This is a genomic window from Streptomyces sp. NBC_00859, assembly GCF_045161865.1.
Lineage (GTDB): Bacteria > Actinomycetota > Actinomycetes > Streptomycetales > Streptomycetaceae > Streptomyces.
This window is the reverse complement of record NZ_CP108826.1, coordinates 5,101,238-5,126,173: the sequence shown is the minus strand read 5'-3', so window position 1 is coordinate 5,126,173 and position 24,936 is coordinate 5,101,238. Positions and strand designations below refer to the sequence as shown.

The window sequence follows — 24,936 nt, the reverse complement described above, 5'->3', positions numbered from 1 at the left end:
GGGCCCGGTGCGGTGTGCAGGAGCGGCTCGGTCCCGGCCCCGCGGGCGCCGGACGGGACCGGGCCGCCGCACGCGCTGTCAGCCCGTGACCACCGCGGCCTGCGGCCGGATCGGGAGGCGGCTCACCGGGCGGCCGGTCGCCGCCCGCACCGCCGCGGCCACCGCGGCGGGAGACGTGACCACCGGCACCGCGCTCGCCGCCTTCGCGCCGAACGGGGCCACCACGTCGCGCTCCTCGATGAGTTTCACGATACGGATGTCGGGTGCGTCGAGCGCGGTGGGCAGGGCGTAGCCGGTCAGGTCCGGGTGGCGGACCACGCCACGCGTCGTACGGAGGTTCTCGGTGAGGGCCGCGCCGATCCCCTGGGTGACTCCCGCCTCGATGCGGGAGTTGAGCAGCCTCGGATTGAGGACCCGGCCGACGTCCTGGGCGACCGCCATCTCCACGACCCGGATCGAGCCCAGCTCGATGTCGACGTCGACCACCGCGCGGATCGCGCAGAAGGCGAGACCGACGAAGGCGTCGCCCTGGCCCGACTCGTCGAGTGGTTCGGTCGGATGGGGGCGGCACTGGGCGGTCGCCCAGAGCTCCTTGCCGTCCATGGCCTCGGTGACGGTCGTGGAGAGCACCCCGTCGTACGAGGTGATCTTGCCGTCGGCGATCTGGAGCAGCTCGGTCGACATGCCGAACTGGTGGGCCAGTGGCTGGAGCAGCTGGGTGCGGACCATCTTCGCCGCCCGCTCCACCGCGCCGCCGGAGACCCAGGTGTGCCTGCCGTGCGTGGCGGGGCCGGCCGGCGGCTGGTCCGTGTCGACCGAAGCGACATGGACCTCGTCGATACCGAGGGTGTCCTGGACGATCTGCCGGGCCAGCGTGGAGAAGCCCTGACCGGTCTCGACGGCGGCGCAGATGACCGTGGCGACACCGTCATGGACCTTGACCGTGGCGGTGGAGACCTCGTCGGCACCCTCGGCGCCGAGCATATGGACCATCCCGAGCGCGTAGCCGACCCCGCGGCGAACGGCGCCCGGCTCTCCCGCGCCCTCCGGCCCGCCGGGCAGCAGCCACTCGCCCTCGGGAGTGTCCTTGGGCAGGGCGGGCAGCGGGAAGTCCTGCACGGAGCGCAGGAGTTCGGCGACCGGGGCCGGGCAGGTGACCGGCTGTCCGGTGGGCAGCAGATCACCGGTGGCCAGGACGTTGCGCAGCCGCAGTTCGGCCGGGTCCATGGAGAGCCGCGCCGCGAGCTTGTCCATCTGGCCCTCGTACGCGGCACAGACCTGGAGCGCGCCCTCGCCGCGTACATGCCCGGAGGGCGGGTTGTTCGTACGCACCGCCCAGCCCTCGATGAAGGCGTGCGGGACGACGTAGGGGCCGCAGGCGAAGGCGACGGCTGCCGCGAGCGATTCGGACGACGCGTCCGCGTACGCGCCGGCGTCCAGCAGGATCTGTGCCTCGACCTTCACCAGGCGGCCGTCGGCGTCCGCGTGGTGCCGGTAGCGCAGCAGGGTCGGGTGGCGGTGGGCGTGGCCGAGGAAGGACTCCTCGCGGGTCGCGGCCAGTTTGACCGGGCAGCCGGTCTTCAGTGCGAGCAGACCGAGCGGGAGCTGGAAGCTGGTGTCCTCACGGTCGCCGGTCGCGCCGGGCACCCCGGTGACGACGATCTTCACCCGGTCGGAATCCAGGCCGAAGCAGGCCGCGGCCAGATCGCGGTCGGTGTGCGGGTCGGTGGACGCGGTGTAGATCTCGACGCCGCCGTCGGGCCTGGGCACGGCGAGTCCGGCCTCGGCCCCGATGGGAGCCGGGTCCTGACGGCCGATCCGGTACAGGCCTTCGACGATCACCTCGCCGGTGATGTCGGGGTCGCCGAACCGCAGCGGGATGTGGCGGATCAGGTTGCCGTCGGGGTGCAGCGGCTCGGCGGCGAAGGCCTTCTCCGGGTCGGTGACCGGGTCGAGGACCTCGTACTCCACCGCGATCGCGGCTGCGGCGAGCCGGGCGGTGTCCGGGTGGTCGGCGGCGACCGCGGCGATGGCCTCGCCGTGGTGGCGGACGAGTTCGGAGGCGAAGACGGGGCGGTCCGCGACCGCCCGGCCGTGTGCGGCGTCACCGGGGATGTCGGCGTGCGTGACGACCGCGCGGACGCCCGGCATCGCGGCCGCGTCGGACGTGTCGATCGAGAGGATCCGGGCGTGCGGGTGCGGGGAGCGCAGCACGGCGGCCCAGAGGAGGCCTTCGGCCCACAGGTCGGACGCGTAGGGGAAGGTGCCCTCGGTCTTCGCCCTGGTGTCGGCCGGTGGGAGGGAGGCGCCGAGACCGTGCGCGGGCGGCTCCTGCTCCGGGCCGTCCGCCTCCGGGGTCGTCGCGGTGGCCGCGGTGGCCGCGTCGCTGCTCACGCCATGCCTCCGTCTTGCTGCTGCGGGTTGTCCGGCTGCATGCCGCCGGATCCGGGTGCCGCCTGGTGCGGGATGCGGGCCTCTTCGGACGCGGCGCCCGCCGCCGCGCGCCCGGCGACCACGTCACCCACCGCGTCCAGCACACCCCGGTAGCCGGAACAGCGGCAGAGGTTGCCGCACAGGGCCTGTCTGGTTTCGAGCTCGGTGGGGGCGTGATTGCCCTCCAGCAGGTCATGGACCGTCATGGCCATGCCGGGGATGCAGAAACCGCACTGGACGGCTCCGCAGTCGGCGAGCGCGCGCTGCACGTCGGAGGGTTCGCCGTTGACCGCGAGCCCCTCGACCGTACGGACCTCGGAGCCCGCGGTGGTGGCGGCCGGGACCAGGCAGGAGGCCACGAGACGGCCGTCGACCTGGACGTTGCATGCGCCGCATTCGCCCTGCGAGCAGCCGTCCTTGGCACCGGCGAGACCGAGACGTTCGCGCAGGACGTACAGCAGCGACTCGCCGATCCAGGCGTCGGTGACGGGGCGGTCGGTGCCGTTCACGCGCAGGACGTACGAGGCGGGGGTGTGCTCGCTCCCGGCGGACACGGGCGGCGCGCCGGGAGCGGGCGGCGCGCCGGGAGCGGGGCCCGCGTCGGGACTCGCACCGCCGGTGAGGGATTCAGGGACGGGTCCGGCATCGGGAGCGGTCGCGGGTTCCGGGACGGCCGGAGCATCGGACTCGGGCGCGCGGGCGGCCGGGATGTCCACCGATTGCGGTGCCGGATGCGGAGCGTGTGCGGCATGTGCGTCGGGCGGGCCGTAGGCGTCAAGCGCACCGTGCTCGCTGCCCGGACCGGGTTCGCGGCCGGCCTCCTCCGGCAGGTCGCGGTCGCCGGAGCCGTGTCCGTCACCGGCGGCGGGTTCGGCGGCCGTCCCGTGCTCGTCGTACGGTACGGGCGTGCCGTCGGACGGGGTTGTGTGGTCCGCCTCCGGCTCGGCGGGTACGGCCCAGGGCGCGGGCGCGCCACCGGGCAGGGTGGCCGGGCGCATCAGCGAGGACGCGCTGTACTCACCGGACTCCTCGGGGACGTCCCCGTCGGCCACCGGGATCGTCCACTGGCCGGTCAGGTCGCCACCGTGCTGGTGCTGCTGCTGGTGCGGCTGTTCGGGGCCGTGCGGGTCCTGTGAGCCGGTGAACGACCACTGGCCGGTGGCCCTCGGGTCCTGCGGGTAGCCCGGTGCGGGATGCGGGTCCTGCGCGGGCTCCGGCCAGTACGGCGTCCGAGGCACCTGATCGGTCCCGGGCGCCCCGTAAGGCTGAGCCGCGTCCGGCGCCTGCGGCGTGTACGGCGGCTGGGCCACCGCCCACTGCCCGGTGGCGCCCGGGTCCGTGCCCGCGGCGGGGGTCAGCGGCAGGATCATCGGCGGTACGTACCCGTGGCCGGGCGCGGCCAGCGGTGCGTCCGCCGGGTCCATGCCCTCGGGAAGCTGTACGAACGCGGTGGCCTCCGCGTCGTACTCGCCGCCCTGCGGGACCGGCTGCCAGCCGCCCCGGTCGTCGTTCGTCGTCACGAGAGTGCCCTCCCCAGTGCTCGCCGGGCCAGTGCGGCGACGGTCCGCCGCAAGTGCAGTACGGCCGGGGGCAGCGGCTGCGCCTCTCCCCCTTCGGGGGGCGGTGCCATGTCGGGGATGCAGGCGGCGGCGACGTACTCACCGAAGGCGGTGAGCGCCTCCTGCGCCAGCCCGCGCTCCCCGTCCCAGTCGATGAGCGAGGCGATCCACTGCTCGGCCTCCATCGGCCGCAGCGGCATCGGTGCGACGGCTCCGACCGCGCAGCGCACGCCACGCCTCGCCGGGTCGAGGACCACGGCGACGGACGCGGTGGCACGGCCGGGGCCGGTGCGCCCGGTGGCCTTGAGGAAGACCTGGGGGGCGTGCAGCAGCGGTACCCGTACGAAGCCCACGAGTTCGGCGGGCTGGAGCATGTCGCGGCCCGCGAGCAGATGCGACACCGGGGTCTCGCGGCGGGTGCCGTCCGGGCCCGCGACGACCAGGGTCGCCTCCAGCGCGGCCAGGACGGGCAGCGCGTCGCCGGTCGGTGCGGAGGTGACGATGTTGCCGCCCAGCGTGCCCGCGTTACGGATCTGCGGAGGGCCCGCGGCGCGCGCGGCGGCGGCCAGCGCGGGGATGAGCGCGGCGAAGTCGGGCCGGCCCATCCGGGCGTGCGTGAGGCCGGCGCCCAGCAGCGCGTGCCCGTCCTGATAGTGCCAGCCGCGGATCTCGCTGATCCGGCCGAGGCCGACGAGTCCCGTGGGCCGCAGCAGCCCCGAGTTCACCGCCGCCATCAGGTCGGTGCCGCCCGCGACAGGGACGGCGGCGGGCATGGCGGTCAGTGCCGCCACAGCCTCGTCGAGCGAAGTCGGCAGCGTCACGGACTGCGCCGCCTGCGGTGCGTGCGTGGTCAACCCAGCTGCCCCTTCCCGGTGTCCCGGTGTCCCGGCTGTCCCGCCTGTTGCGCCGTACGGTACGTGCTCGGAGCCCGGACGTGGCAACTCTGGCACATCTTGCGGACTGCCCGACGGGAGGGTCCGCGAAGGGCAGATCCATCCCTTCCCAGACTGAACGTCCGCATTCACGCACGATTGCCACGAAGTGGCGTTTCCCGCTCTTCTGCGCCTGTTGCCCGAGTTGTTCGGCCCGGCCGTCCATGGTTCCCGAGTGGACGGAACTTGGTACACACCTTGCCCGCACGCTCACACGTTTGGGGGCGGCCCCTCGATCGGACGTCCGAGATCCGCGGCGGTCAGCCCCTCCGGCGCGGGGCGACGCTGCGCGGGCAACGGACCGCCGGGCGGACGGTACTGGACACCGAGCGCGTCAAGTCGGGCGTAGTGCGCGGTCATCCGCCGGGAGAACTCCTCGAAGTCCCGGGCGGCCGGTTCCGGCAGCGCCGACCAGGCGACCTCGGCGAAGGCGGCGAGCCTGGGGAACAGCTGGTAGTCCACCCGGCTCTGGTTTTCCGTCACCTCGGTCCAGAGGTTGGCCTGGGTCCCGAGCACATGGGCTGCGGCCTCGGGGCTCAGCTGCGGCGGTACGGGTTCGAAGCGGTAGACGTCCTCCAGGGTGCGCACCCACCCGATGGGCATCGGCTCGGCCTCGTCACCGTCCTCCCGGAAGTTCAGATACACCTGCTGCTCGGGGCACATGACGACGTCGTGACCGGCCTCGGCCGCGGCGACCCCGCCCGCGTAACCGCGCCAGGACGAGACGGTCGCGCCGGGCGCGAGACCGCCCTCCAGGATCTCGTCCCAGCCGACGAGACGGCGGCCGCGCTCGGCGAGCCAGCGGTCGAAGTGCCGGATGAACCACGACTGGAGCTCGTCCTCGTCGCCGAGGCCCAGCTCCGCGATCTTCGCCTGGGCGGCCGCCGACTTCCGCCACTGCTCCTTCGGGCACTCGTCACCGCCGAGGTGGATGAAGGGCGAGGGGAAGAGTGCGAGGACCTCCTCCAGCACGCCTTCGTAGAAGCGCAGCGAACTCTCCGCCGGGGCGAGCACATTGGGGTTGACGCCCCAGGTGTCCCACACGGTGAGGGCGGCGGTGTCGATGACGTCGGCGTTGCCGAGCTCCGGGTAGGCGGCGATGGCCGCCTGCGAGTGGCCCGGGACGTCGATCTCGGGCACGACGGTGATGTGCCGTTCGGCGGCGTAGGCGACGATCTCCCGGATGTCGTCCTGGGTGTAGTAACCGCCGTGCGGCTTCTCGTCCCAGAGCGGTGAGGCCCGGTGGCCCCACTTCGTACGGGCGCGCCAGGCGCCGACCTCCGTCAGCCGCGGGTAGCGCTTGATCTCGATGCGCCAGCCCTGGTCGTCGGTGAGGTGGAAGTGGAAGACGTTGAGTTTGTGTGCGGCGAGCAGGTCGAGATACCGCAGGACGCCGTCCTTCGGCATGAAGTGCCGTGACACGTCGAGCATCATGCCGCGCCAGGAGAACCGGGGACTGTCCTCGATCGCGCAGGCGGGCACGGTCCACCGGGCGCCGGGCCGCAGCGGCGCCCGCCGGAAGGCGTCGGGGCCCAGCAGCTGACGGAGGGTCTGCGCGCCCCAGAAGAGCCCGGCGGCGCTTCCGCCGCGCAGACGGACCCCTTCGCTGCCGGCGGACAGCGTGTATCCCTCGGGGCCCAGGACCCGCTCGCCGGCGTCGCTCCGTGCCCCGGAGGCGGGTTCCGGGTCGATCCGCAGCCGGATGGTCCCGCCGGTGGCGTCGTCACCTGAACCGGGGTCGAGGGGCAGCCCGGTGGCGTCGCCGAGTACCTGGCGCAGCCAGCGGGCCACCCCCTCGGTGCCGGGCCCGGCGTCGACGACCGTGCCGGCGTCCACGACGAATCCGCTGCCGGCCTGCGTGTCCTGTGCGCCGAGGGGCGCGGGAATCAGATTCATGCGCCCCATCCTGCCGGACCTAGCACCAAGTGGCATAGACCAATTGGGGAGGGCGGCCGGACCGGGAGGCACCGGCCGGCGGCGCGGCCGGTGGATCGGAACGCCACACGGGAACGCCGCACCTGCCGCACGGGGCAGGGCCGCGGCCCGTCCCGGAGGAGGCCGCGACCGCGCCGTACGAGTGGTGGACGGTGCCGTACGAGAGGTGAGGCGGGGTGCTACTTCTTGCCGCCGCCGTCCTTGCCGCCCTTGTCCTTGTCGCCTCCGGCGCCCATGGACTCGTAGATCTCCTTGCACATGGGGCAGACCGGATACTTCTTCGGGTCGCGGCCCGGCACCCAGACCTTGCCGCACAGTGCGACAACAGGCGTGCCTTCGAGCGCGCTCGCCATGATCTTGTCCTTCTGGACATAATGGGCGAAGCGCTCGTGGTCACCGTCGCCGTTCGACACCTGGGGCGTCGGCTCTACGAGGGTCCCCGTACCTGCCCCGCGCTCGGGTTCAAGAGTGCTCATGAGCGCCAAGGGTACTGACTCGTTCCGCCTTCAGTTGAGCGACGGGTCGTCCGGATAGGTGGCGATCATCGCCAGACCGTTCCGCTGGCGCCTCAGCACCGACCGCCACAGCCCGTCCGGGTCGGGCGACGACACGTCTCCGGGCTCCGAATCCACCACGTACCAGGCCCCCTCGGTGACCTCCGCCGCCAGCTGTCCCGGGCCCCAGCCCGCGTATCCGGCGAAGATCCTCAGCGAGCCGAGCGCCGCCGCGAGCAGCTCGGGCGGGGTCTCCAGGTCGACCAGGCCGATCGCGCCGTACACCCGCCGCCAGCCGATGGGATCGTTACGGTCCGCCCGGCGCCGCAGCCCCGCTCCCGCGTCGCCCCACGGCCTGCGCCGGGGCGTCGGCTCGTCGATTCCCGGCACACCGGTCCCCTTGCCGCCGCCGGGAATCACCGCGATACCCAGCGCCGAGTCCAGCGAGACTGGGCCGCCCTGGAAGACGACACCGGGCTCCCCCGCGAGCTGCTCCCAGCCCGCCAGGATGTCGCCGACGCCGACCGGGGTCGGGCGGTTGAGGACCACGCCGAGCGAACCCTCCCCGTCATGGTCGAGGACGAGCACCACGGCACGGTTGAAATTCGGGTCCGCCAGGGCGGGAGTGGCCACGAGCAGCCGCCCTGTGAGCGAGGACACCTCCGTCATGGCAGACATGATCCCGCACATTCGCTCCCCGTGGGGCGCGGGCGCGGGAGTACGTATCCGGCGCAGCTCAGCACGGGGGGCGGGCGCTCCGGCGGGCGGCGGAAGCGGGCACCCGGGTGGCGGCACGCCGTGACGATTTCGGCACGGAGCGTGTTGTAGCGAAGTCATGACGGGCCACGACCCCCCTTGGCCTTACGGAAGCGGGGTATTCGCCCCTTACCCTTTGAGACTGCCCCTCTGTCCACCCTCCTCCTCCGGAACGCGAGATTCATGACCGGCACTGGCACTGACGATGTCCTGCTCGTCCACGGCGGTAACCCGCTCGAGGGCGAGATCCGCGTTCGCGGCGCGAAGAACCTCGTGCCCAAGGCGATGGTCGCCGCCCTGCTCGGCAGTGGTCCGAGCAGACTGCGCAATGTGCCCGACATCCGGGACGTACGGGTCGTGCGCGGGCTGCTCCAACTGCACGGCGTGACCGTCCGCCCCGGTGAGGAACCGGGCGAGCTGATCCTCGACCCGTCGCACGTCGAAAGCGCCAACGTCGCGGACATCGACGCCCACGCGGGCTCCTCGCGCATCCCGATCCTCTTCTGCGGCCCGCTGCTGCACCGTCTCGGCCACGCGTTCATCCCGGGTCTCGGCGGCTGCGACATCGGCGGGCGGCCGATCGACTTCCACTTCGAGGTACTGCGCCAGTTCGGCGCGACGATCGAGAAGCGGGCGGACGGCCAGTACCTGGAGGCCCCGCAGCGGCTGCGCGGCTGCAAGATCCGGCTGCCGTACCCGTCGGTGGGCTCGACCGAGCAGGTGCTGCTGACGGCCGTGCTCGCCGAGGGCGTCACGGAGCTGTCGAACGCCGCTGTGGAGCCGGAGATCGAGGACCTCATCTGCGTGCTGCAGAAGATGGGCGCGATCATCTCCATGGACACCGACCGGACGATCCGGATCACCGGTGTCGACCAGCTCGGCGGCTACAACCACCGGGCACTGCCGGACCGTCTGGAGGCCGCGTCCTGGGCGTCGGCCGCGCTGGCGACCGAGGGCAACATCTACGTGCGCGGCGCCCAGCAGCGCTCGATGATGACGTTCCTCAACACCTTCCGCCGGGTCGGCGGCGCCTTCGAGATCGACGACGAGGGCATCCGCTTCTGGCACCCGGGCGGCCCGCTCAACGCCATCGCGCTGGAGACGGACGTCCACCCCGGCTTCCAGACCGACTGGCAGCAGCCACTGGTGGTGGCGCTGACCCAGGCCAGCGGCCTGTCCATCGTCCACGAGACGGTGTACGAGTCCCGGCTGGGCTTCACGTCCGCGCTCAACCAGATGGGCGCGCACATCCAGCTCTACCGCGAGTGCCTCGGCGGCTCGGACTGCCGCTTCGGCCAGCGCAACTTCCTGCACTCGGCGGTCGTCAGCGGCCCCACCAAACTGCAGGGCGCCGACCTGGTCATCCCCGACCTGCGCGGCGGGTTCTCGTACCTGATCGCGGCGCTGGCGGCGCAGGGCACTTCGCGGGTGCACGGGATCGACCTGATCAACCGCGGCTACGAGAACTTCCTCGACAAGTTGATCGAACTGGGCGCGAAGGTGGAGCTGCCGGGAGCGGCACTCGTCTGAGCGCGGATTCCGGAGCCGGTCCTCGACCGCCGGACAGCGGGCAGAACGAGCCCGTCCGGAGACTGAGGACCGGCGCGCCGCGGGCGGCGCGGCGGCCCCCCGGCTCACCGCTCGGCGACAAGCACCGGATTCTCGTGCGGCGAGAGGGTGCAGCGGGCCCCCACCGTGAGCTGTCCGGCTTCCCAGCTGGGCAGGTCGGCCTTGAGCGCGATACCGCTGTCCGTGGTGAGGTGCAGCCGCGTCGTGGGCCCGAGGAAGGTCGCCACGCGAACGGTCGCCGCCTCCCCCTTGCCGGTTCTGGCGGATCCGACCGCGAGTCCTTCCGGCCGCAGCAGGACATCGACCTCGCTGCCGGCGGCCGGCGCCTCCCCGTGGATGGGAAGCCGGCGGCCGAAGAGCTCCACGACGCCACCGTCGCGGACCGTGCCGGGCAGCCGGTTCATCGTGCCCACGAACTCGGCCACGAACGGGGTCGCCGGGCGTTCGTACAGCTCGGACGGGGCCGCACACTGTTCGAGCCGGCCGTCCTTCATCACGGCGACGCGGTCCGCCATGGACAGCGCCTCCTCCTGGTCGTGCGTGACGAAGACCGTGGTGATGCCCAGCTCCAGCTGGATCCGCCGGATCTCCTCGCGCAGTGTGAGCCGTACCTTGGCGTCCAGCGCGGACAGCGGCTCGTCCAGGAGCAGCACCTGCGGCTGGACGGCGAGCGCGCGGGCCAGGGCCACGCGCTGCTGCTGACCGCCGGAGAGCTGGTGCGGGTAGTTGCCCCCGCGGCCGGGGAGACCGACGAGTTCAAGGAGCTCGGCCGACCGCGTCCGGCGCTCCGCTGCGCTCTTTCCGCGTACCCGCAGCCCGTACGCCACGTTCTCGGCCGCGGTCATGTTCGGGAACAGGCTGTACGACTGGAACACCATGCCGATGTCGCGCCGGTGGGCGGGCAGGGACGAGACGTCGCGGCCGTCCATCAGCAGTTCGCCGCTGTCCGCGGACTCGAAGCCCGCGATGATGCGCAGCGCGGTGGTCTTCCCGCACCCGGACGGGCCGAGGAGGGCGACCAGTTCGCCGGGACCGATGTCCAGGTCGAGACCGGCGAGTGCCACCGTGGGGCCGAAGTCCCGTCGCAAGTTCCTGAGTTGTACGGGAACACTCATCGTGTGGCCCTCCTTCGGTTGCGGCCGCCGGCCAGGGTGGTGAGCAGGAGCAGCAGCCCCCAGCTGATCAGAAGACTCAACATCGCTGCCGCGACCGAGAGCTGGGCCTCGCTGTCGCCGACCTGCACCATCCAGACGGCGAACGGCGCGAAGCCGAGAACGGATGCGACGGTGTACTCGCCGAGCACCATGGCCAGGCTGAGCACGGCGCCGCCGATCACCGCGGAGCGCAGGTTCGGCACGACGACCCGCAGCAGGGTCTGGGTGCGTGAGGCGCCCAGGCTCCGGGACGCCTCGACGAGCGTACGGAGATCGACGGCGCGCAGCCCCGCGTCCAGCGAGCGGTACAGGAACGGCAGCGACATCACCGTGTAGACCAGGACGAGGATCAGCGGGAAGCTCTTGTTCTGCAGGGCCTGGAAGGTCCCGTACAGGGGGGTGGTGGAGAGGTCCTGCTGCCAGGAGAGAACCGTGCTGACGCCTGCGACCAGCGCGATCGGCGGCACCACGAGCGGCATCATGGAAAGGATCTCGACCGTGCGCCGCAGCCCGGGGAAGTACAGGGCGACCGCGACCGTCGTCGGCACCATCAGGGCGAGCCCCAGGACGACGGTGGCGAGACCGAGCCCGAGGGAGAGCAGCAGGCTGGTGGTCATCCCGTCGGAGCCGAGGCCCTTGGTGTACGGGTCGAAGCTGATCCCGTCCGTGTTGTCGATCGTGAACCAGAGCGAGGCCACGACGGGCACCAGGAAGTACAGCGCGGCGAGCGCGAGCACCGGGATCCGTGAGCGTCCGGCCGTACCTGCTGTCGTCATCCGAGCCATCGGGCACTCCGTCGCTGCAGCGGGATCTGTACGGCCATCACCAGGAGGGCGATCACGACCATGTTGAGGCTCATGGCGAGGGCCAGGTTCTCCTGCCCGACCAGCACGTTGCCGTTCAGGGCGTTGGAGATCTGGAGGGTGATCAGCGGCACCGAACTCCCCGTCATCACGGCCGCGGTGGCCTGTGAGGCGAAGGCGGTGCCGAACATCAGGACCGCGCCGCCGAGCAGCGAAGGCGTCAGCACCGGGATGCCGATGTGCAGCCAGAACTGCCGCCGGGTGGCACCGCAGGAGGCTGCGGCCTCCTGCCACTGGGTGCGCAGCCCGTCCAGCGCCGGCAGCACGGTCACCACCATCAGCGGGATCATGAAGTAGAGGTAGGCGAGCACCAGGCCGGTGAAGCTGTAGAGGCTGAAGCCGGTGGAGTGCAGCGACAGCAGCTTGGTGAGCGTGCCGGTGGTGCCGAGGGTGGCGATGAAGGCGAAGGCCAGCGGCGCACCGCTGAAGTTGGCGAAGACGCCGGAGGCCGCGACGACGGCCTTGCGCAGCGCGGGGCGCTTCGACGTGGCGACGGCCTGGGCGATCAGTGCGCCGAAAAGGGTGGCCAGCAGGGCGCTGACGACGGAGAGTTCGATGGATCCGGTGAGTCCGGTCGCATACGCCCCGGAGAGCGAGCTGTCGACGTTGTCCATGCCGAACCGCGTCGCGCCGCTCGCCGGATCGGTGACCATGAAGGCGTTGTACGCCATGGTCCCGGCGGGCAGCCCGAAGCAGACGGCGAGGAAGACGAAGTACGGGAGGACGGCGGGCCAGCGGTGGCGGCCCCGGCGGCGTACGGCCGGCTTCGCCTCAGCGACGACGGCCGTACCAACGGCTTGGTCGGCCATCGTCAGCTGACCGCCTTGGCCCAGCCCTGCACGACGGCCTCCTTGGCCTTGGCCTCCTGAGCGGGGCTGGCGGTCTTCGCTGTGCCCTTCACCTGGGGAAGGGCCTTGGCGGCCTTGTCGGCGGTGCCGTTCTTCTCCATCACGTCGAGGAGGGCGGGCCTGGAGTAGCCGCGCAGCCAGATGTTCTGGCCCTCGGTGCTGTAGATGAACTCCAGCCACAGGCGGGCCGCCGCCGGGTGCGGGGCGTACTTGTTGACGCCCTGGTTGTAGTAGTTGGAGTACTCGGCGTCGGACGGCGCCTCGACCTTCCAGTCGACGCCCTTGGCCTTCAGCTTCGCGCCGTACCCGAGGTTGAGGTAGTCCCAGTCGATCGAGATCGGGGTCTCGCCCTTCTGGATGGTGGCCAGGGTCGACTCGGCGGGGACGTAGTTGCCCTTCTGCTTGAGCTCCTTGAAGAAGTCGAGACCGGGCTGCACGTCGTCGAGCGTGCCGCCGTTGGCGAGCGACGCGGCGAAGACCGCGGCGAGGGCCGAACTGGACTCGCCCGGGTTCCCGTTCAGGGCGACCTTGTCCTTGTACTCGGGCTTCAGCAGGTCCTTGAAGGTCTTCGGGCAGTGCGTGACGGCCTTGGCGTCACAGCCGATCGAGATGTAGCCGCCGTAGTTGTTCATGTACGAGCCGTCGGCCTGCTTCTGCGCGGCGGGTATGCCGTTCCAGCCGGTGACCTTGTACGGGGCGAGCAGCTTCTGCGCCTTGGCCTGCTGCATGTACGCGGTGCCGAGGTCGAGTGCGTCGACGGCCCGGTCCTGGCCCTTGCGCTTCGCCGCGGCGTTGAGTGCCTGCTGGCTGCTGCCGCCGGGGTTCTCGTTGTTGACCTTGATTCCGTACTTCTTCTGGAAGGCCGAGATCATCTCGCCGTAGTTGGCCCAGTCGGGGGCGAGCGCGTAGACGTTCAGCGTGCCTTCCTTCTTGGCCGCCTTGGCGAGGGCCGCCATCCCGCCGAGATCCGCCGCCGACGACGCCTTGGCCGCCTTGCTGTTCGCGGCGTCGGCGGTGGGAGCGGCCCCGCAGCCACCGGCCACTGTCGCGGTGACGAGCACGACTGCCGCGATGCCTGCGATACGGCTCGGTCGGGATGGGTTCACGTTGTACTCCTGCGATTCAAGGCCAGCCACTTGTCTGGACAAGCCATCAGTCAGTAAGCCTGGGCAAGCTAACAGCAAGACGACCGCCAAACAAGCCCGAACCATCCCCAAAACCGCAGGTCAGAAGCGTTATAGAAAGTTTGGTTTAAGATGCCGCGGATCGGTGAGACACATACATCGAACCTCCGTGGGATGCATGACGGTGTGCGCAGATGACATGATCAGCCGTCGCCCGGAACACCGGGCCCACCAGGAGGAGTCACGTGACCCGACGGCATCAGGAGATTGCGGACACCCTCCGCCGTGACCTCGCGGAAGGCCGGTTTCCGGTCGGTTCGGCGCTGCCGTCGGAGACCGATCTCGCGGCGGTGCACGGCGTCTCGCGCGGCACCGTGAGACAGGCTCTGGCGACGCTCCTCGCCGAGGGGCTGCTCGGATCACGGCAGGGAACGCGCCACACTGTGCTGAGCACCACACCCAGTCAGAGTTTCGCCGAACTGCGCAGTTTCGCGCAGTGGGCACGGGCCGGCGGGCATGTACCCGGCGGTCTCGTCCTGGAGTCCGTACGCGGCGGTGCGAGCGCCGAGGAGGCCGCCCTGCTGCAACTGGCGTCCGGCGACGGCGTTCTGCGTGTCCTGCGTCTGCGCACCCTGGACGGGGCGGCGGTCCTGCTGGAGCGCACCGTATACGCGGGGTGGACTGCCGACGCCGTCGAAGCCCTGCCCGCCGACTGCGAGTCCGTCACCCAGCGGCTGCTCGACGACACCGGGCTGGTCTTCGCGCACGGCGAGCACCATCTGGACGCGGTCGCGGCGGGCACCGCCGACGCGCGCGAACTGCGGGTGCGCCGCGGCAGCCCGCTGCTGCGGGTACGCCGCACCACGCTCACCGCCGACGGGCGCCCCGTCGAGACATCAGACGACCGCTACCGCCCCGGCTCGGTGGTCTTCACCGTACGAAACTCCACGCAGGCCAACCCTCTGGCCCGTACCGCACCGGAACAGAAAAGCGAGCTCTCATGACGCTTCCCGCGGCGCTGCTGTGCGACATGGACGGCACCCTGGTCGACACCGAGCACGCCTGGCTGCAGACCGTCGCCACCCTGCTGGAGACGGAGGGCGCCCCCGCCGGGCCCGACGTCGTGGCGGCGTTCGCCGGGGCCCCGGTGGCCGACGCGGCGGAACGGGCGGTGCGCGACCACGGCATCGGCCTGACGGTGGCCGCCGCCGCGGCCCGCCTCGACCGGGACTTCACGGCCGGTGTGGCGTCCGGTATCACCGTCCAGCCGGGCGCTCTGCGGCTGCTCGACCAGGCTTCGGCCCTGGGTATCCCGGTGGCCCTGGTCACCGCTTCGGAGCGGCATGTGGCGGACATGGTGCTCGGCGCGCTCGGCGCGCACCGGTTCGCCGCGTCCGTGGCCTCGGGCGAGTCGGCGCGCGGCAAGCCCCACCCTGACCCGTATCTGGCGGCAGCGGCGGCGCTGGGGGCCGATCCGGCCCGATGTCTGGCCGTCGAGGACACGCCGACCGGGGCGGCGGCGGCGCTGGCCGCGGGCTGCCGTCTGCTGGCGGTCCCCACGGTGCCGGGCATCACTGCGGGCCCGCGCACCACGCTCGTCGAGTCCCTGACGGCCGTGGACCTGCTGGCGTTCCAGGAGGACGAGGGGGCCGGGGCCGCCCGGCCCGCCTGAGGGTTCCTCGCACTATGAGCGTCCGATGAGGACGCGTACGGACATGCCGAAGGGCGGCCCCCCTGGCCGGGGGGCCGCCCTTCGGTCTGTGCTCTGCTGCGCTCGGGGTTACTTGCCCTTGGCGGCTTCCTTGAGCTTCGAACCCGCGGAGACCTTCACGCTGTAGCCGGCGGGGATGTTGATCGGGTCGCCGGTCTGCGGGTTACGCGCGGTGCGAGCGGCACGGTGGGTGCGCTCGAAGGTCAGGAAGCCGGGGATGGTGACCTTCTCGTCGCCCTTGGCGACGATCTCGCCGACCGTCTCGGCGAGAGCGGCCAGAACGGCGTCGGCGTCCTTACGAGTCACCTCGGCACGGTCGGCCAGGGCGGCCACCAGCTCACTGCGGTTCATGTTGTTACTCCCGTGTTCTTCTTGCCTGTAAGGCGTGAGATCGAAGCCGATGCTGCCAGGGCCCTAGGACAGTCCCCGGACCCGGGTCTGACGTCAGACCCTCGCGCCCGAATATGCATCCTGCCCCCACCAACGGCGGGAAAGCCAATCCGGCACTCACCGGAGTCACACGAACGCGCCACTGTCTCGGGATGGTGACGCTCCGTCGACTCCGTGAAACCCGGCTGTGGGCGCCCGGGGGCTCATTTCCCGCCACCCTAGAGGGGTGTTTGGGGCCGTGAGTCCCGCGACGCGCCGAGCGTCAGGCGGACGTGGGCGCCGTCACAGTCACACCGGCGGCTTTCGCGGCCGAGCGGACCGCTCCCGCGACCGCCCCGGCGACCTTGTCGTTGAAGACCGAGGGGATGATGTAGTTGGCGTTGAGCTCGTCCGCGCCGACGACGTCGGCGAGCGCACCGGCGGCTGCCAGCATCATCTCGGTGTTGACCGTGCGGGACTGCGCGTCCAGCAGACCGCGGAAGACACCCGGGAAGACCAGCACGTTGTTGATCTGGTTCGGGAAGTCCGACCGGCCGGTGGCCACAACTGCCGCCGTCTGGCGGGCGATCGCCGGGTCGACCTCGGGGTCGGGGTTCGCGAGCGCGAACACGATCGCACCGTCGGCCATGGCCGCGACGTCCTCGCCGGCCAGCACGTCCGGAGCCGACACGCCGATGAAGATGTCGGCTCCGACGACAGCCTCCTTCAACGTGCCCGTCACCCCTTCGGGGTTGGTGTTGTCCGCGATCCAGCGCAGCGGCGACTCGGGCGCGGCGTCGACCAGGTCCTCGCGGCCCGCGTGCACCACGCCGTGGATGTCGGCGACGACCGCGTGCTTGACGCCGGCGGCCAGGAGCAGCTTCAGGATGGCCGTACCGGCCGCGCCGGCTCCGGACATGACGACCCGGACCTCGCCGAATTCCTTCTCGACCACGCGCAGCGCGTTGGTCAGCGCGGCGAGCACGACGATCGCGGTGCCGTGCTGGTCGTCGTGGAAGACCGGAATGTCGAGGGCCTCGCGCAGCCGGGCCTCGATCTCGAAGCAGCGGGGCGCCGAGATGTCCTCAAGGTTGATGCCGGCGAAGCCGGGGGCGATGGCCTTGACGATCTCCACGATCGCGTCGGAGTCCTGGGTGTCGAGGCAGATCGGCCAGGCGTCGATGCCCGCGAAGCGCTTGAAGAGGGCCGCCTTGCCCTCCATGACCGGCAGCGCGGCCATCGGGCCGATGTTGCCGAGCCCGAGCACCGCGGAGCCGTCCGTCACCACTGCAACGGAATTGCGCTTGATGGTGAGCCGGCGGGCGTCCTCGGGGTTGTCCGCGATCGCCATGCACACGCGGGCCACACCGGGCGTGTAGACCATCGAGAGGTCGTCACGGTTGCGGATGGGGTGCTTCGACGCCATCTCGATCTTGCCGCCGAGGTGCATCAGGAACGTACGGTCGGAGACCTTCCCGAGCTCGACGCCCTCGATACCCTTGAGCTGCTGCACGATCTGGTCGGCATGGTCGGTGGAGGAGGCGGCGATGGTGACGTCGATACGCAGCTTCTCGTGGCCGGAAGCGGTGACGTCGAGGCCGGTGACCGAACCTCCGGACGACTCCACGGCCGTGGTGAGCTGGCTGACCGCGGTCCCGCTCGCGGGAACCTCCAGACGCGCCGTGATCGAGTACGAGACGCTAGGCGCCGTTGCCATGGCCGACTTCCTTTGCTGTTCCAGGCTGTTCGGTAAAACGCATCCGATGGTCGCACCTACCAGCCAGTAGCTGGTAATGGGGTTCTCGATTCGGAAAGTACTTTCCACCATACGAGAAAGCGCCTGGTCGGGGAAGCCCCGCAGAGAACCGGTCCGCAGGAATCTGCATCCGGGGCGGACACGCTGCGTAACGGAACCGTGGAACGAGTGCCGAAAGGCGGGTCGGCCCGTCCCCGAAAACACCCCGTCGCGGTGAAGCTCACGGAGAGCTCGCGGAGAAGCTCACAGAAAAAGGTCCGTACCACCCGCGGGCGGTACGGACCTCATCAAGCTGACGACACCGGCCCGCCATGCTCGCCTCGCGGCAAGTGGTCGCTCGAAGCGACGAAGGTTGGGCCCGGGGGCTTGGATCGAGCCGGTGTCACCACCCAGGCTAACAAATCACTCGGGAAAGTGACTCCCCTGCGGCGCATTGACTCCCGGCCTGTCGCCACGGATTCCGGCGGGACCGGGAACCGGGACCGGGAGTCAATGCGGGAGCCCGCCCGGCTTCAGGGGTCCCTGCACTATGAGCGTCCGATGAGGTCGCCGGGCGGGCATAGGCCATGCCGGGACCCCTCAGTCCCGGAGCAGATCCGGCACGCCCGCACCGTCCGGGGCGTCGCCCGCCGCCGAGACCACCGTGAGCTGCTGCGTGGCGCGTGTCAGCGCCACGTACAGCACCCGCAGCCCCGCCGGGGACTCGTCGGCGATCTCGGCGGGCGACACGACGACGGTCGCGTCGTACTCCAGGCCCTTCGCCTCCAGGCTGCCCAGCGCCACCACACGGTCACCGAGTCCGGCCAGCCACTTCCTGGCCTGCTCGCGCCGGTTCATGGCGACCACCACACCGACCGTCCCGTCGACCCGGTCGAGCAGCAGCCGGGCCTCCTCGCGGACCGTGCCCGCCATGTCCCCGTCCCGTACGGCAGCGAAGCGCGGCTCGACCCCGGTGGAGCGGACCGCCGACGGCGACTCCATACCCGGCATGGCCAGCGCCAGCACCTTCGCCGCCAGCTCGGCGATCTCCGCCGGGTTGCGGTAGTTGACCGTCAGCGTGAAACGGCGGCGCGGGCGGGCGCCGAGCGCCTCGTCGCGCGCCTCCGCCGCCTCGTCGGGGGCCGACCACGACGACTGGGCCGCATCGCCCACGACCGTCCAGGTCGCCTGGCGACCGCGGCGCCCGACCATCCGCCACTGCATGGGCGTCAGGTCCTGCGCCTCGTCGACGATGACGTGCGCGTACTCGGTGCGCTCCTGGGCCAGCCGCTCCGCCCGCTCCCACTGGGTCTCCTCGCGGTGCGGCATCAACTCCTCAAGTCCGCTGAGCTGGTCGAGCGGGTCGTAATCGCGCTTCTTCTTCGGCCGCTGCGTGACGCCCAGCAGCGCCTGCAGCTCGTCGAGGAGCGCCACGTCGTGCACCGAGAGCGCCTCACGCCTGAGCGAGCGTGCCAGCTTGCGCACCTCACCCTGGTTGAGGACCCGGCGGGCCCAGCGGCCCAGCCTGCGCTCGTCGGCCATCGCGGCGAGCACACCGCGCGGGGTCAGCTCGGGCCACCAGGCGTCCAGGAAGTCGGTGAAGCTGTCCTCGTTCGACACGTCGTCGTCGAAGGACGAACGCAGCTCGGCGGCCAGTTCCGGATCACCGGGATACGAGGACGCGCCCCGGGCCCGGCCGCCGGACTTGGCCCACAGGGCGTCCAGGAGCAGCCGCCGGGCGCGCGGACGCAGCAGGTTGACGGGTGCTGTGCCGCCGAGGACGTTGTGGCGGATGCGCTGGAGCTCGTCCGATTCGAGTTCGAGCCGCCCTCCGAAGGCGACGACCCGCAGCCGGTCCGGGGTGCCGGCGGGCGGCTCCTCCCGCTCGTCGGCGTCACCGAAGGACAGCTGCTCGTCTCCCCCGCGGCCCCCGGCGCCACCGCGGCTCCTGTGTCTGGCCGGGCGCGGCGCCGGGTTCTCCAGCGCCCCGCGCGCCGCCTTGCGCAGCACCTGGAGCATCCGCGACGAGCCCTTGACGCGGGCCACGGCGGGGTCGTCGTACGCGGTCGCCTCCGCGCCGTCCACCAACGAGCCGACCGCGCGGATCGCGACCTGCCCCTCCTCGCCGAGCGAGGGCAGCACACCCTCGGTGTACGCCACGAGCAGCGGGGTCGGCGAGACGATCAGGATGCCGCCCGCGTACTTCCGGCGGTCCTGGTACAGGAGGTACGCGGCGCGGTGCAGCGCGACGGCCGTCTTGCCGGTGCCGGGGCCGCCCGAGACCTCGGTGACGGACGCGGCGGGCGCCCGGATCACCAGGTCCTGCTCGGCCTGGATGGACGAGACGATGTCCCGCATGGTGTGACTGCGGGCCTGCCCGAGTGCGGCCATCAGCGCACCGTCCCCGACGACGGCCAGCGGCGCGCCGTCCAGGGAGGCGGTCAGCTCGGGACGCATCAGGTCGTCCTCCACCCCGAGGACCTTGCGGCCCTTGGAGCGGACGACCCGTCGGCGGACGACCCGGCCGGGGTCGACCGGGGTCGAGCGGTAGAAGGGCGCGGCGGCCGGGGCCCGCCAGTCGATGACCAGCGGTGAGTAGTCGGAGTCCAGGACACCGATCCGGCCGATGTGCAGGGTCTCGGCGACGTCGGCGGTGTCGTCGGGCCGTACGGCGTCGTCGGCGGGCTCGACGGCGGTGTACGCGCCGTCCGGGCCCTTCTTGCCGTCCTTGCCGTGGAGCAGGTCGATGCGTCCGAAGAGGAAGTCCTCGAACTCGTTGTTGAGGCGGTTGAGGTGGATACCGGCCCTGAAGACCTGGGCGTCACGCTCCGCGAGTGCGCCAGGCGTGCCGACCTGGCCGCGCTGGGCGGCGTCGTTCATGAGGAATTCAGCCTCGTGGATCTTCTCCTCAAGGCGTCGGTACACCTGGTCGAGATGTTCCTGCTCGGTCGCGATCTCGCGGTCCCTGACCGAGTCGACAGCGGCGTCCTGCGCGGCCACTGAGGCCCCCTTCTTGCATGCATTGGGCGACCGTCAACCTTATGCGAAGGCGGAGCGTATGTCAGGCGCCGTTCCGTCGGCGCCCCCCGCGGCGGCGCGCGGACAATGGCTCCGGAGCGGCCTGAGGGGATGTTCCGCCGCTGCCCCGTCGGCCTGTTGACCGCGAGGACGCGTGCCCGTCGGCTCCGTGAGACGCGCATCTCGGGCCCGCGCCCCTCAGGCGCGGGCAGCGCCTGCCGCCCTCCGGCGGTGCCTGGCGACCCGCTCGCGGTTGCCGCAGACCTCACTCGAACACCAGCGGCGACGGCGCCCGCGGGAGGTGTCGAGATACAGCCTCCGGCAGTTGTCGCCCTCGCACTGGCGCAGCAGTGCGCGGGCCCCGGGATCGGTGAGCAGTTCGAGGGCGTCGCGGGCGACGACGGCGAGCAGGGCGTCACGTTCGGGTGGGGCGGCCAGCTCCCTGATGAGGTGACCGCCCTCGTCACGTACCGCCCGCAGCCCCGGTGGTGCCCCTGCCGCACGGGTGTTGACCTCCGTCAGCGCCCTGTCCGCCGGACGCCCCTCGGCGTCGGCCCGTATCAACTCGGCCACACGCGAACGGAGTTCGGTGAACGCGTGCAGCCAGTCGGCGCCGAGCGCCGGGAGCGGGGTGCCGGGCGGTACGAGTCCGGCGCCGGTCAGCCAGGCGGCGAGCCGCCGCCCGCAGTCGAGTTGTTCAACGGAATCCGTCCCTGTCGCCACCAGGTCCAGGCAGATGCGCCCGGAATCGAACCGCAGCTCGTACGCGTGCGAACCCATACCTCCTACAGTGCCCGGCGGGGCGCCGTGCCGTAACCCTCACCGCCCGCACGCTTGGCGGGCGCCGGGCAGACGGGCGGGGCGGCTCAGTCCCGGTCGTGCAGGATCCGCTGGAAGAGCCGGTTGTCGCGCCAGGCTCCGTTGATGTGCAGATAGCGGGGCACCACCCCGTAGGTCTCGAAACCGCACTTGGCGAGCACCCGCTGCGAGGCAACGTTGTCGAGCAGTGTCCCGGCCTCGATCCGGTGCAGCCCGAGCTCGTCGCGGGCGATCCGGCAGACCTCCTCGACCGCGCCGGACGCCAGACCGCGTCCGGTGAAACCGGCGTCGACCCAGTAGCCGAGCACACCGCTGCAGAGCGGCCCGAGGATGATGTTGTTGAGGGTGACGGATCCCACGATGCGCCCGGTGGCGGTCTCCTCCAGCACCCACGGCATCAGCCGCCCGGCGTCCCGTTCGGCCAGCGAGACCCGTATCCGCTCACGCTGGCCGTCCTCGGTGTAGAAGGACTCCGGCCTGTCCGGGTCCCAGGGCCCCAGATGCTCACGGTTGCTGTTGAGAGTGGTCGCGAGACCTTCCGCATCGGACAGCTCGACCGGACGGAGCCGGATTCCTTCGGTCATCATCCCCGCACGGTAACGCCAGGGGCCCGCCGTACGGCCGGCCGGGTCCGGCACCGGCCGGATCGCCTCCGCACCGGCTCCGTACCCCGCACACGTCCCGCCCCGCCGGCGCCGGATGCGAAGGCGGCGCGGGTGGCGACAGGCCCGGCCCGATCCAGTGACCCGCTTCTGCCGCCCGATCGTCTGCGACGTACGCCGGCCCAGGGTGTCCGGCCGCACCGAACCACGCACCGGCACCAGCACCAGCACCGACCCGTTCATGAATCGGGCCGCCCAGGACGCGGGCGCGACCACTCAGGCGCCGCTGTACTTCGTGTCGGCCGCCTGGTCGACGGCGAGCCGGTAGCCACGTTTGACCACGGTCTGGATCAGCCTCGGCGAACCGAGCGCGGTGCGCAGCCGGGTCATCGCCGTCTCCACCGCGTGCTCGTCGCGGCCCGCTCCCGGGAGCGCCTTGAGCAGTTCGGCGCGGGACACCACCCAGCCGGGACGGCGGGCCAGCGCCCGCAGCATCGACATCCCCGCCGGGGGTACGGGGCACAGCGTGTCGTCCACCAGGACCGCCTGCCCCCGGATCTGGAAGCGGTGGCCGGCGACGGGCAGGACCGCCGCCCGGGAGGGGAGTTCCTGGCACAGGACCTGCACGAGCGGACCGAGCCGGAAGCGTTCGGGCTGGAGGGTGGCGACGCCCTGCGCCTGGAGGGGCAGCGCCGTGACCGGCCCCACGCAGACCGCCAGCACCTCGTGGCCCAGCGCACCGAGCAGCCCGGCGCGCAGGCCGCGCGCGTCCGCGCGGGCCAGCAGTGAGGCGGCGGCCGGCGCACTCGTGAAGGTCAGGGCGTCGACCGACCGGGCGAGCGTCGCGTCGAGCAGCCGGTCGAGCGGGCCGATGTCCTCGGGCGGCATCCACCGGTACACCGGCACGCCGACGACTTCCGCGCCCGCGGCGCGCAGCGCCTCCACGAAGCCGGGCAGCGGCTCGCCGTGGAGCTGGATCGCGACGCGGCGGCCCTCGACGCCCTGGGCGAGCAGCCGGTCGAGCACTTCGGCCATCGACTCGGATGCGGGCGACCACTTCTCGGTCAGCCCGGCCGCCCGGATCGCCCCCTTCACCTTGGGACCGCGTGCGAGGAGTTCCGCCCCGCGCAGCCGTTCGACCAGGCTTTCACCGAGGCCCCAGCCGTCGGCGGCCTCGATCCAGCCGCGGAAGCCGATGGCGGTGGTCGCGATGACGATGTCCGGGGGGTGGCCGACCAGTCCCCTGGTGGCGGAGAGGAGTTCACTGTCGTCGGCCAGCGGCACGATGCGCAGGGCGGGCGCGTGCTGGACCGCCGCGCCCCGCCGCTGGAGCAGCGCGATGAGTTCGTCCGCCCGCCGGGCCGCGGTGACGCCGACGGTGAACCCGGCGAGCGGTCCCTGCTGGGGTGGTGCGGTGTCGTGCATGGTGAGTGAGCCTCCCAGGGACGCGTGACGGGTCCGGTTCACCGGCATTTCCGTGCTGTTACGCCGGTGTGCCGCCGCCTCCGGGGGCCTGTCACCCTTCGGCGCGGCTCAGGACCTCCCCGCGGCGGACCGCGGGCCTGCGACGGCCGGCGAGGACGCCGGCTGCGGCTCGGCCACGACCGGAGCCGTACGGCGAAGGTATACCGCCCAGGTCACGGCGGCACAGGCGGCGTAGAAGCCCAGGAAGGCGACGAACGCCGGCGTGCCGGTGCCCCCGCTCCCGAATGCTTGCCGGAAGGCGAGGTTGATCGCGAGGCCGCCGAGCGCCCCGACCGCACCGATCAGCCCCATCGAAGCCCCGGAGAGCCTGCGCCCCCGGGCGGCGGCCGCTTCACCCGTCAGCCCGCCGGCGAGGGCCTTCCGGTGGAAGATGCCGGGGATCATCTTGTACGTCGCCCCGTTGCCGAGTCCGGTCAGCACGAACAGTGCGGTGAAGCCGGTCAGGAACACGGCCAGTGACCCCTGCGCGGACGCGATGACGACGGCGCCTGTCGCCACGGCCATCGCCGCGAAGTTCCACAGCGTGATGCGGGCGCCGCCGTGCCGGTCGGCCAGCCGGCCGCCGCCCGGCCGGGCCAGCGAGCCGAGCAGCGGTCCGAGGAAGGTGATGGACGCCGCCTGCAGCGGGGTCCGGCCGAACTGGGTCTGCAGGACGAGGCCGAAGGCGAAGCTGTAGCCGATGAACGAGCCGAACGTCCCGACGTACAGGAACGACATGATCCAGGTGTGCGGATCACGGGCGGCTTCGAAGGCGGCCCCGGCGTCGTTCCGCACGGGTGCCAGGTTGTCCATCCGCAGTGCCGCTCCGGTCGCCGCCAGGATGATGAGCGGGATGTAGACACCGAGCAGGACCCGCGGATGACCGGCCCCCGCCGTGCCGATGACGAGCAGTCCTGCGAGCTGCACGACGGGCACACCGATATTGCCGCCGCCCGCGTTGAGCCCGAGCGCCCAGCCCTTCTGCCGCAGCGGGAAGAAGGCGTTGATGTTCGTCATGGACGACGCGAAGTTGCCGCCGCCGACGCCGGTGAGCGCGGCGATCGTCAGGAACGTGGTGTAGGAGGTGCCGGGCTTCATGACGGCGTACGCGGCGACGCTCGGCACCAGGAGCAGCGCGGCGCTGAACACCGTCCAGTTGCGGCCGCCGAACCGGGCGACGGCGAAGGTGTACGGGACCCGGGCGACCGCGCCGACCAGCGTGGCGGTCGAGATGAGGAAGAACTTCCCGGCCGCGTCCACCCCGTACTCCGGCCCCATGAACAGGACCAGCACCGACCAGAGCGACCAGACGGAGAACCCGATGTGTTCGCAGAGCACGGAGAGGAGGAGGTTGCGCCGGGCGGTCCGCTCCCCCGTGTCCCGCCAGAAGACTTCGTCCTCCGGGTTCCACTCCTCGATCCAGCGGTTGCGCCCGGTCGTTGGTGCGGCGGTGTGCGGGGCAGTCATCAGGCCTCCACGGTTCCCGGCCCCTCGGGCGATGTCCCTGCGGGCGGCGTGTCTGAAGGTGGTGTGCCCGAAGGTAGGGACGGC

Annotated in this window: 20 protein-coding genes; 3 read left to right on the top strand and 17 right to left on the bottom strand. The window is 71.7% G+C overall.

What is annotated here, in order from left to right:
* Positions 1–78 precede the first annotated feature (78 nt).
* From OG584_RS22375 to OG584_RS22350, 6 genes are all read right to left on the bottom strand, one after another.
* A complete protein-coding gene (locus OG584_RS22375) occupies positions 79–2,394 on the bottom strand; it encodes a xanthine dehydrogenase family protein molybdopterin-binding subunit (RefSeq protein ID WP_405780372.1) in 2,316 nt (771 codons plus the stop codon).
* Positions 2,391–3,953, bottom strand: coding sequence for a 2Fe-2S iron-sulfur cluster-binding protein (locus OG584_RS22370; RefSeq protein WP_405780370.1), 1,563 nt, complete (start codon positions 3,951–3,953; stop codon positions 2,391–2,393). The genes OG584_RS22375 and OG584_RS22370 overlap by 4 nt, the downstream gene beginning before the upstream one ends.
* Positions 3,950–4,846, bottom strand: a complete 897-nt coding sequence (locus tag OG584_RS22365; protein ID WP_405780368.1) for an FAD binding domain-containing protein — start codon at positions 4,844–4,846, stop codon at positions 3,950–3,952. Before OG584_RS22365 ends, OG584_RS22370 begins: the two co-directional genes overlap by 4 nt.
* 288 nt (positions 4,847–5,134) lie before the next feature.
* The gene (locus OG584_RS22360; RefSeq protein ID WP_405780367.1) at positions 5,135–6,829 is read right to left on the bottom strand and encodes a beta-N-acetylhexosaminidase; all 1,695 of its coding nucleotides are present in this window, start codon (positions 6,827–6,829) and stop codon (positions 5,135–5,137) included.
* A 209-nt stretch (positions 6,830–7,038) separates the two neighbouring features.
* A complete protein-coding gene (locus OG584_RS22355; protein ID WP_405780365.1) occupies positions 7,039–7,335 on the bottom strand; it encodes a DUF3039 domain-containing protein in 297 nt (98 codons plus the stop codon).
* Between the two features lie 30 nt (positions 7,336–7,365).
* Positions 7,366–8,031 carry a YqgE/AlgH family protein gene (locus tag OG584_RS22350; protein WP_405780364.1) on the bottom strand — a complete coding sequence of 222 codons (666 nt, stop codon included), beginning with the start codon at positions 8,029–8,031 and terminating at the stop codon, positions 7,366–7,368.
* A gap of 261 nt (positions 8,032–8,292) precedes the next feature.
* Here OG584_RS22350 and murA point away from each other — a divergent pair, with 261 nt between their 5' ends.
* Positions 8,293–9,639, top strand: coding sequence for a UDP-N-acetylglucosamine 1-carboxyvinyltransferase (murA, locus tag OG584_RS22345; protein ID WP_164266016.1), 1,347 nt, complete (start codon positions 8,293–8,295; stop codon positions 9,637–9,639).
* A 104-nt stretch (positions 9,640–9,743) separates the two neighbouring features.
* Here the strand turns inward: murA and OG584_RS22340 are convergent, their stop codons facing one another.
* From OG584_RS22340 to OG584_RS22325, 4 genes are read right to left on the bottom strand one after another with little or no spacing between them, the layout of a single operon-like run.
* Positions 9,744–10,793, bottom strand: a complete 1,050-nt coding sequence (locus OG584_RS22340) for an ABC transporter ATP-binding protein (RefSeq protein WP_405780362.1) — start codon at positions 10,791–10,793, stop codon at positions 9,744–9,746.
* Complete coding sequence (locus tag OG584_RS22335; RefSeq protein WP_405780361.1) at positions 10,790–11,617, bottom strand: ABC transporter permease; 828 nt, start codon at positions 11,615–11,617, stop codon at positions 10,790–10,792. The genes OG584_RS22340 and OG584_RS22335 overlap by 4 nt, the downstream gene beginning before the upstream one ends.
* Entirely contained in the window at positions 11,605–12,504 is a 900-nt protein-coding gene (locus OG584_RS22330) for an ABC transporter permease (protein WP_405780359.1), read from the bottom strand. The genes OG584_RS22335 and OG584_RS22330 overlap by 13 nt, the downstream gene beginning before the upstream one ends.
* Positions 12,505–12,506: 2 nt before the next feature.
* Positions 12,507–13,649, bottom strand: a complete 1,143-nt coding sequence (locus OG584_RS22325) for an ABC transporter substrate-binding protein (RefSeq protein ID WP_405780358.1) — start codon at positions 13,647–13,649, stop codon at positions 12,507–12,509.
* Between the two features lie 263 nt (positions 13,650–13,912).
* On the opposite strand from OG584_RS22325, the gene OG584_RS22320 reads away from it, so the two are divergent.
* Both OG584_RS22320 and OG584_RS22315 read left to right on the top strand, forming a co-directional pair.
* The gene (locus OG584_RS22320; protein ID WP_405780356.1) at positions 13,913–14,671 is read left to right on the top strand and encodes a GntR family transcriptional regulator; all 759 of its coding nucleotides are present in this window, start codon (positions 13,913–13,915) and stop codon (positions 14,669–14,671) included.
* Positions 14,668–15,339, top strand: coding sequence for an HAD family hydrolase (locus tag OG584_RS22315; RefSeq protein ID WP_405780355.1), 672 nt, complete (start codon positions 14,668–14,670; stop codon positions 15,337–15,339). The genes OG584_RS22320 and OG584_RS22315 overlap by 4 nt, the downstream gene beginning before the upstream one ends.
* A gap of 108 nt (positions 15,340–15,447) precedes the next feature.
* Here the strand turns inward: OG584_RS22315 and OG584_RS22310 are convergent, their stop codons facing one another.
* From OG584_RS22310 to OG584_RS22280, 7 genes are all read right to left on the bottom strand, one after another.
* Positions 15,448–15,729: an HU family DNA-binding protein gene (locus OG584_RS22310; protein WP_003968811.1), complete on the bottom strand. Its 282-nt coding sequence runs from the start codon at positions 15,727–15,729 to the stop codon at positions 15,448–15,450.
* 301 nt (positions 15,730–16,030) lie between these two features.
* A complete protein-coding gene (locus OG584_RS22305; protein WP_405780354.1) occupies positions 16,031–17,464 on the bottom strand; it encodes an NAD-dependent malic enzyme in 1,434 nt (477 codons plus the stop codon).
* Positions 17,465–18,082: 618 nt separating this feature from the next.
* Positions 18,083–20,482 (bottom strand): HelD family protein, encoded by a 2,400-nt coding sequence (locus tag OG584_RS22300; RefSeq protein ID WP_405780353.1) that lies wholly within the window; start codon positions 20,480–20,482, stop codon positions 18,083–18,085.
* Positions 20,483–20,698: 216 nt separating this feature from the next.
* Complete coding sequence (locus tag OG584_RS22295) at positions 20,699–21,280, bottom strand: CGNR zinc finger domain-containing protein (RefSeq protein ID WP_405780352.1); 582 nt, start codon at positions 21,278–21,280, stop codon at positions 20,699–20,701.
* Positions 21,281–21,366: 86 nt separating this feature from the next.
* A complete protein-coding gene (locus OG584_RS22290) occupies positions 21,367–21,906 on the bottom strand; it encodes a GNAT family N-acetyltransferase (RefSeq protein ID WP_405780350.1) in 540 nt (179 codons plus the stop codon).
* Positions 21,907–22,197: 291 nt separating this feature from the next.
* A complete protein-coding gene (locus OG584_RS22285) occupies positions 22,198–23,346 on the bottom strand; it encodes a uroporphyrinogen-III synthase (protein WP_405784227.1) in 1,149 nt (382 codons plus the stop codon).
* A 108-nt stretch (positions 23,347–23,454) separates the two neighbouring features.
* Complete coding sequence (locus tag OG584_RS22280; protein WP_405780348.1) at positions 23,455–24,852, bottom strand: nitrate/nitrite transporter; 1,398 nt, start codon at positions 24,850–24,852, stop codon at positions 23,455–23,457.
* Positions 24,853–24,936: the final 84 nt, after the last annotated feature.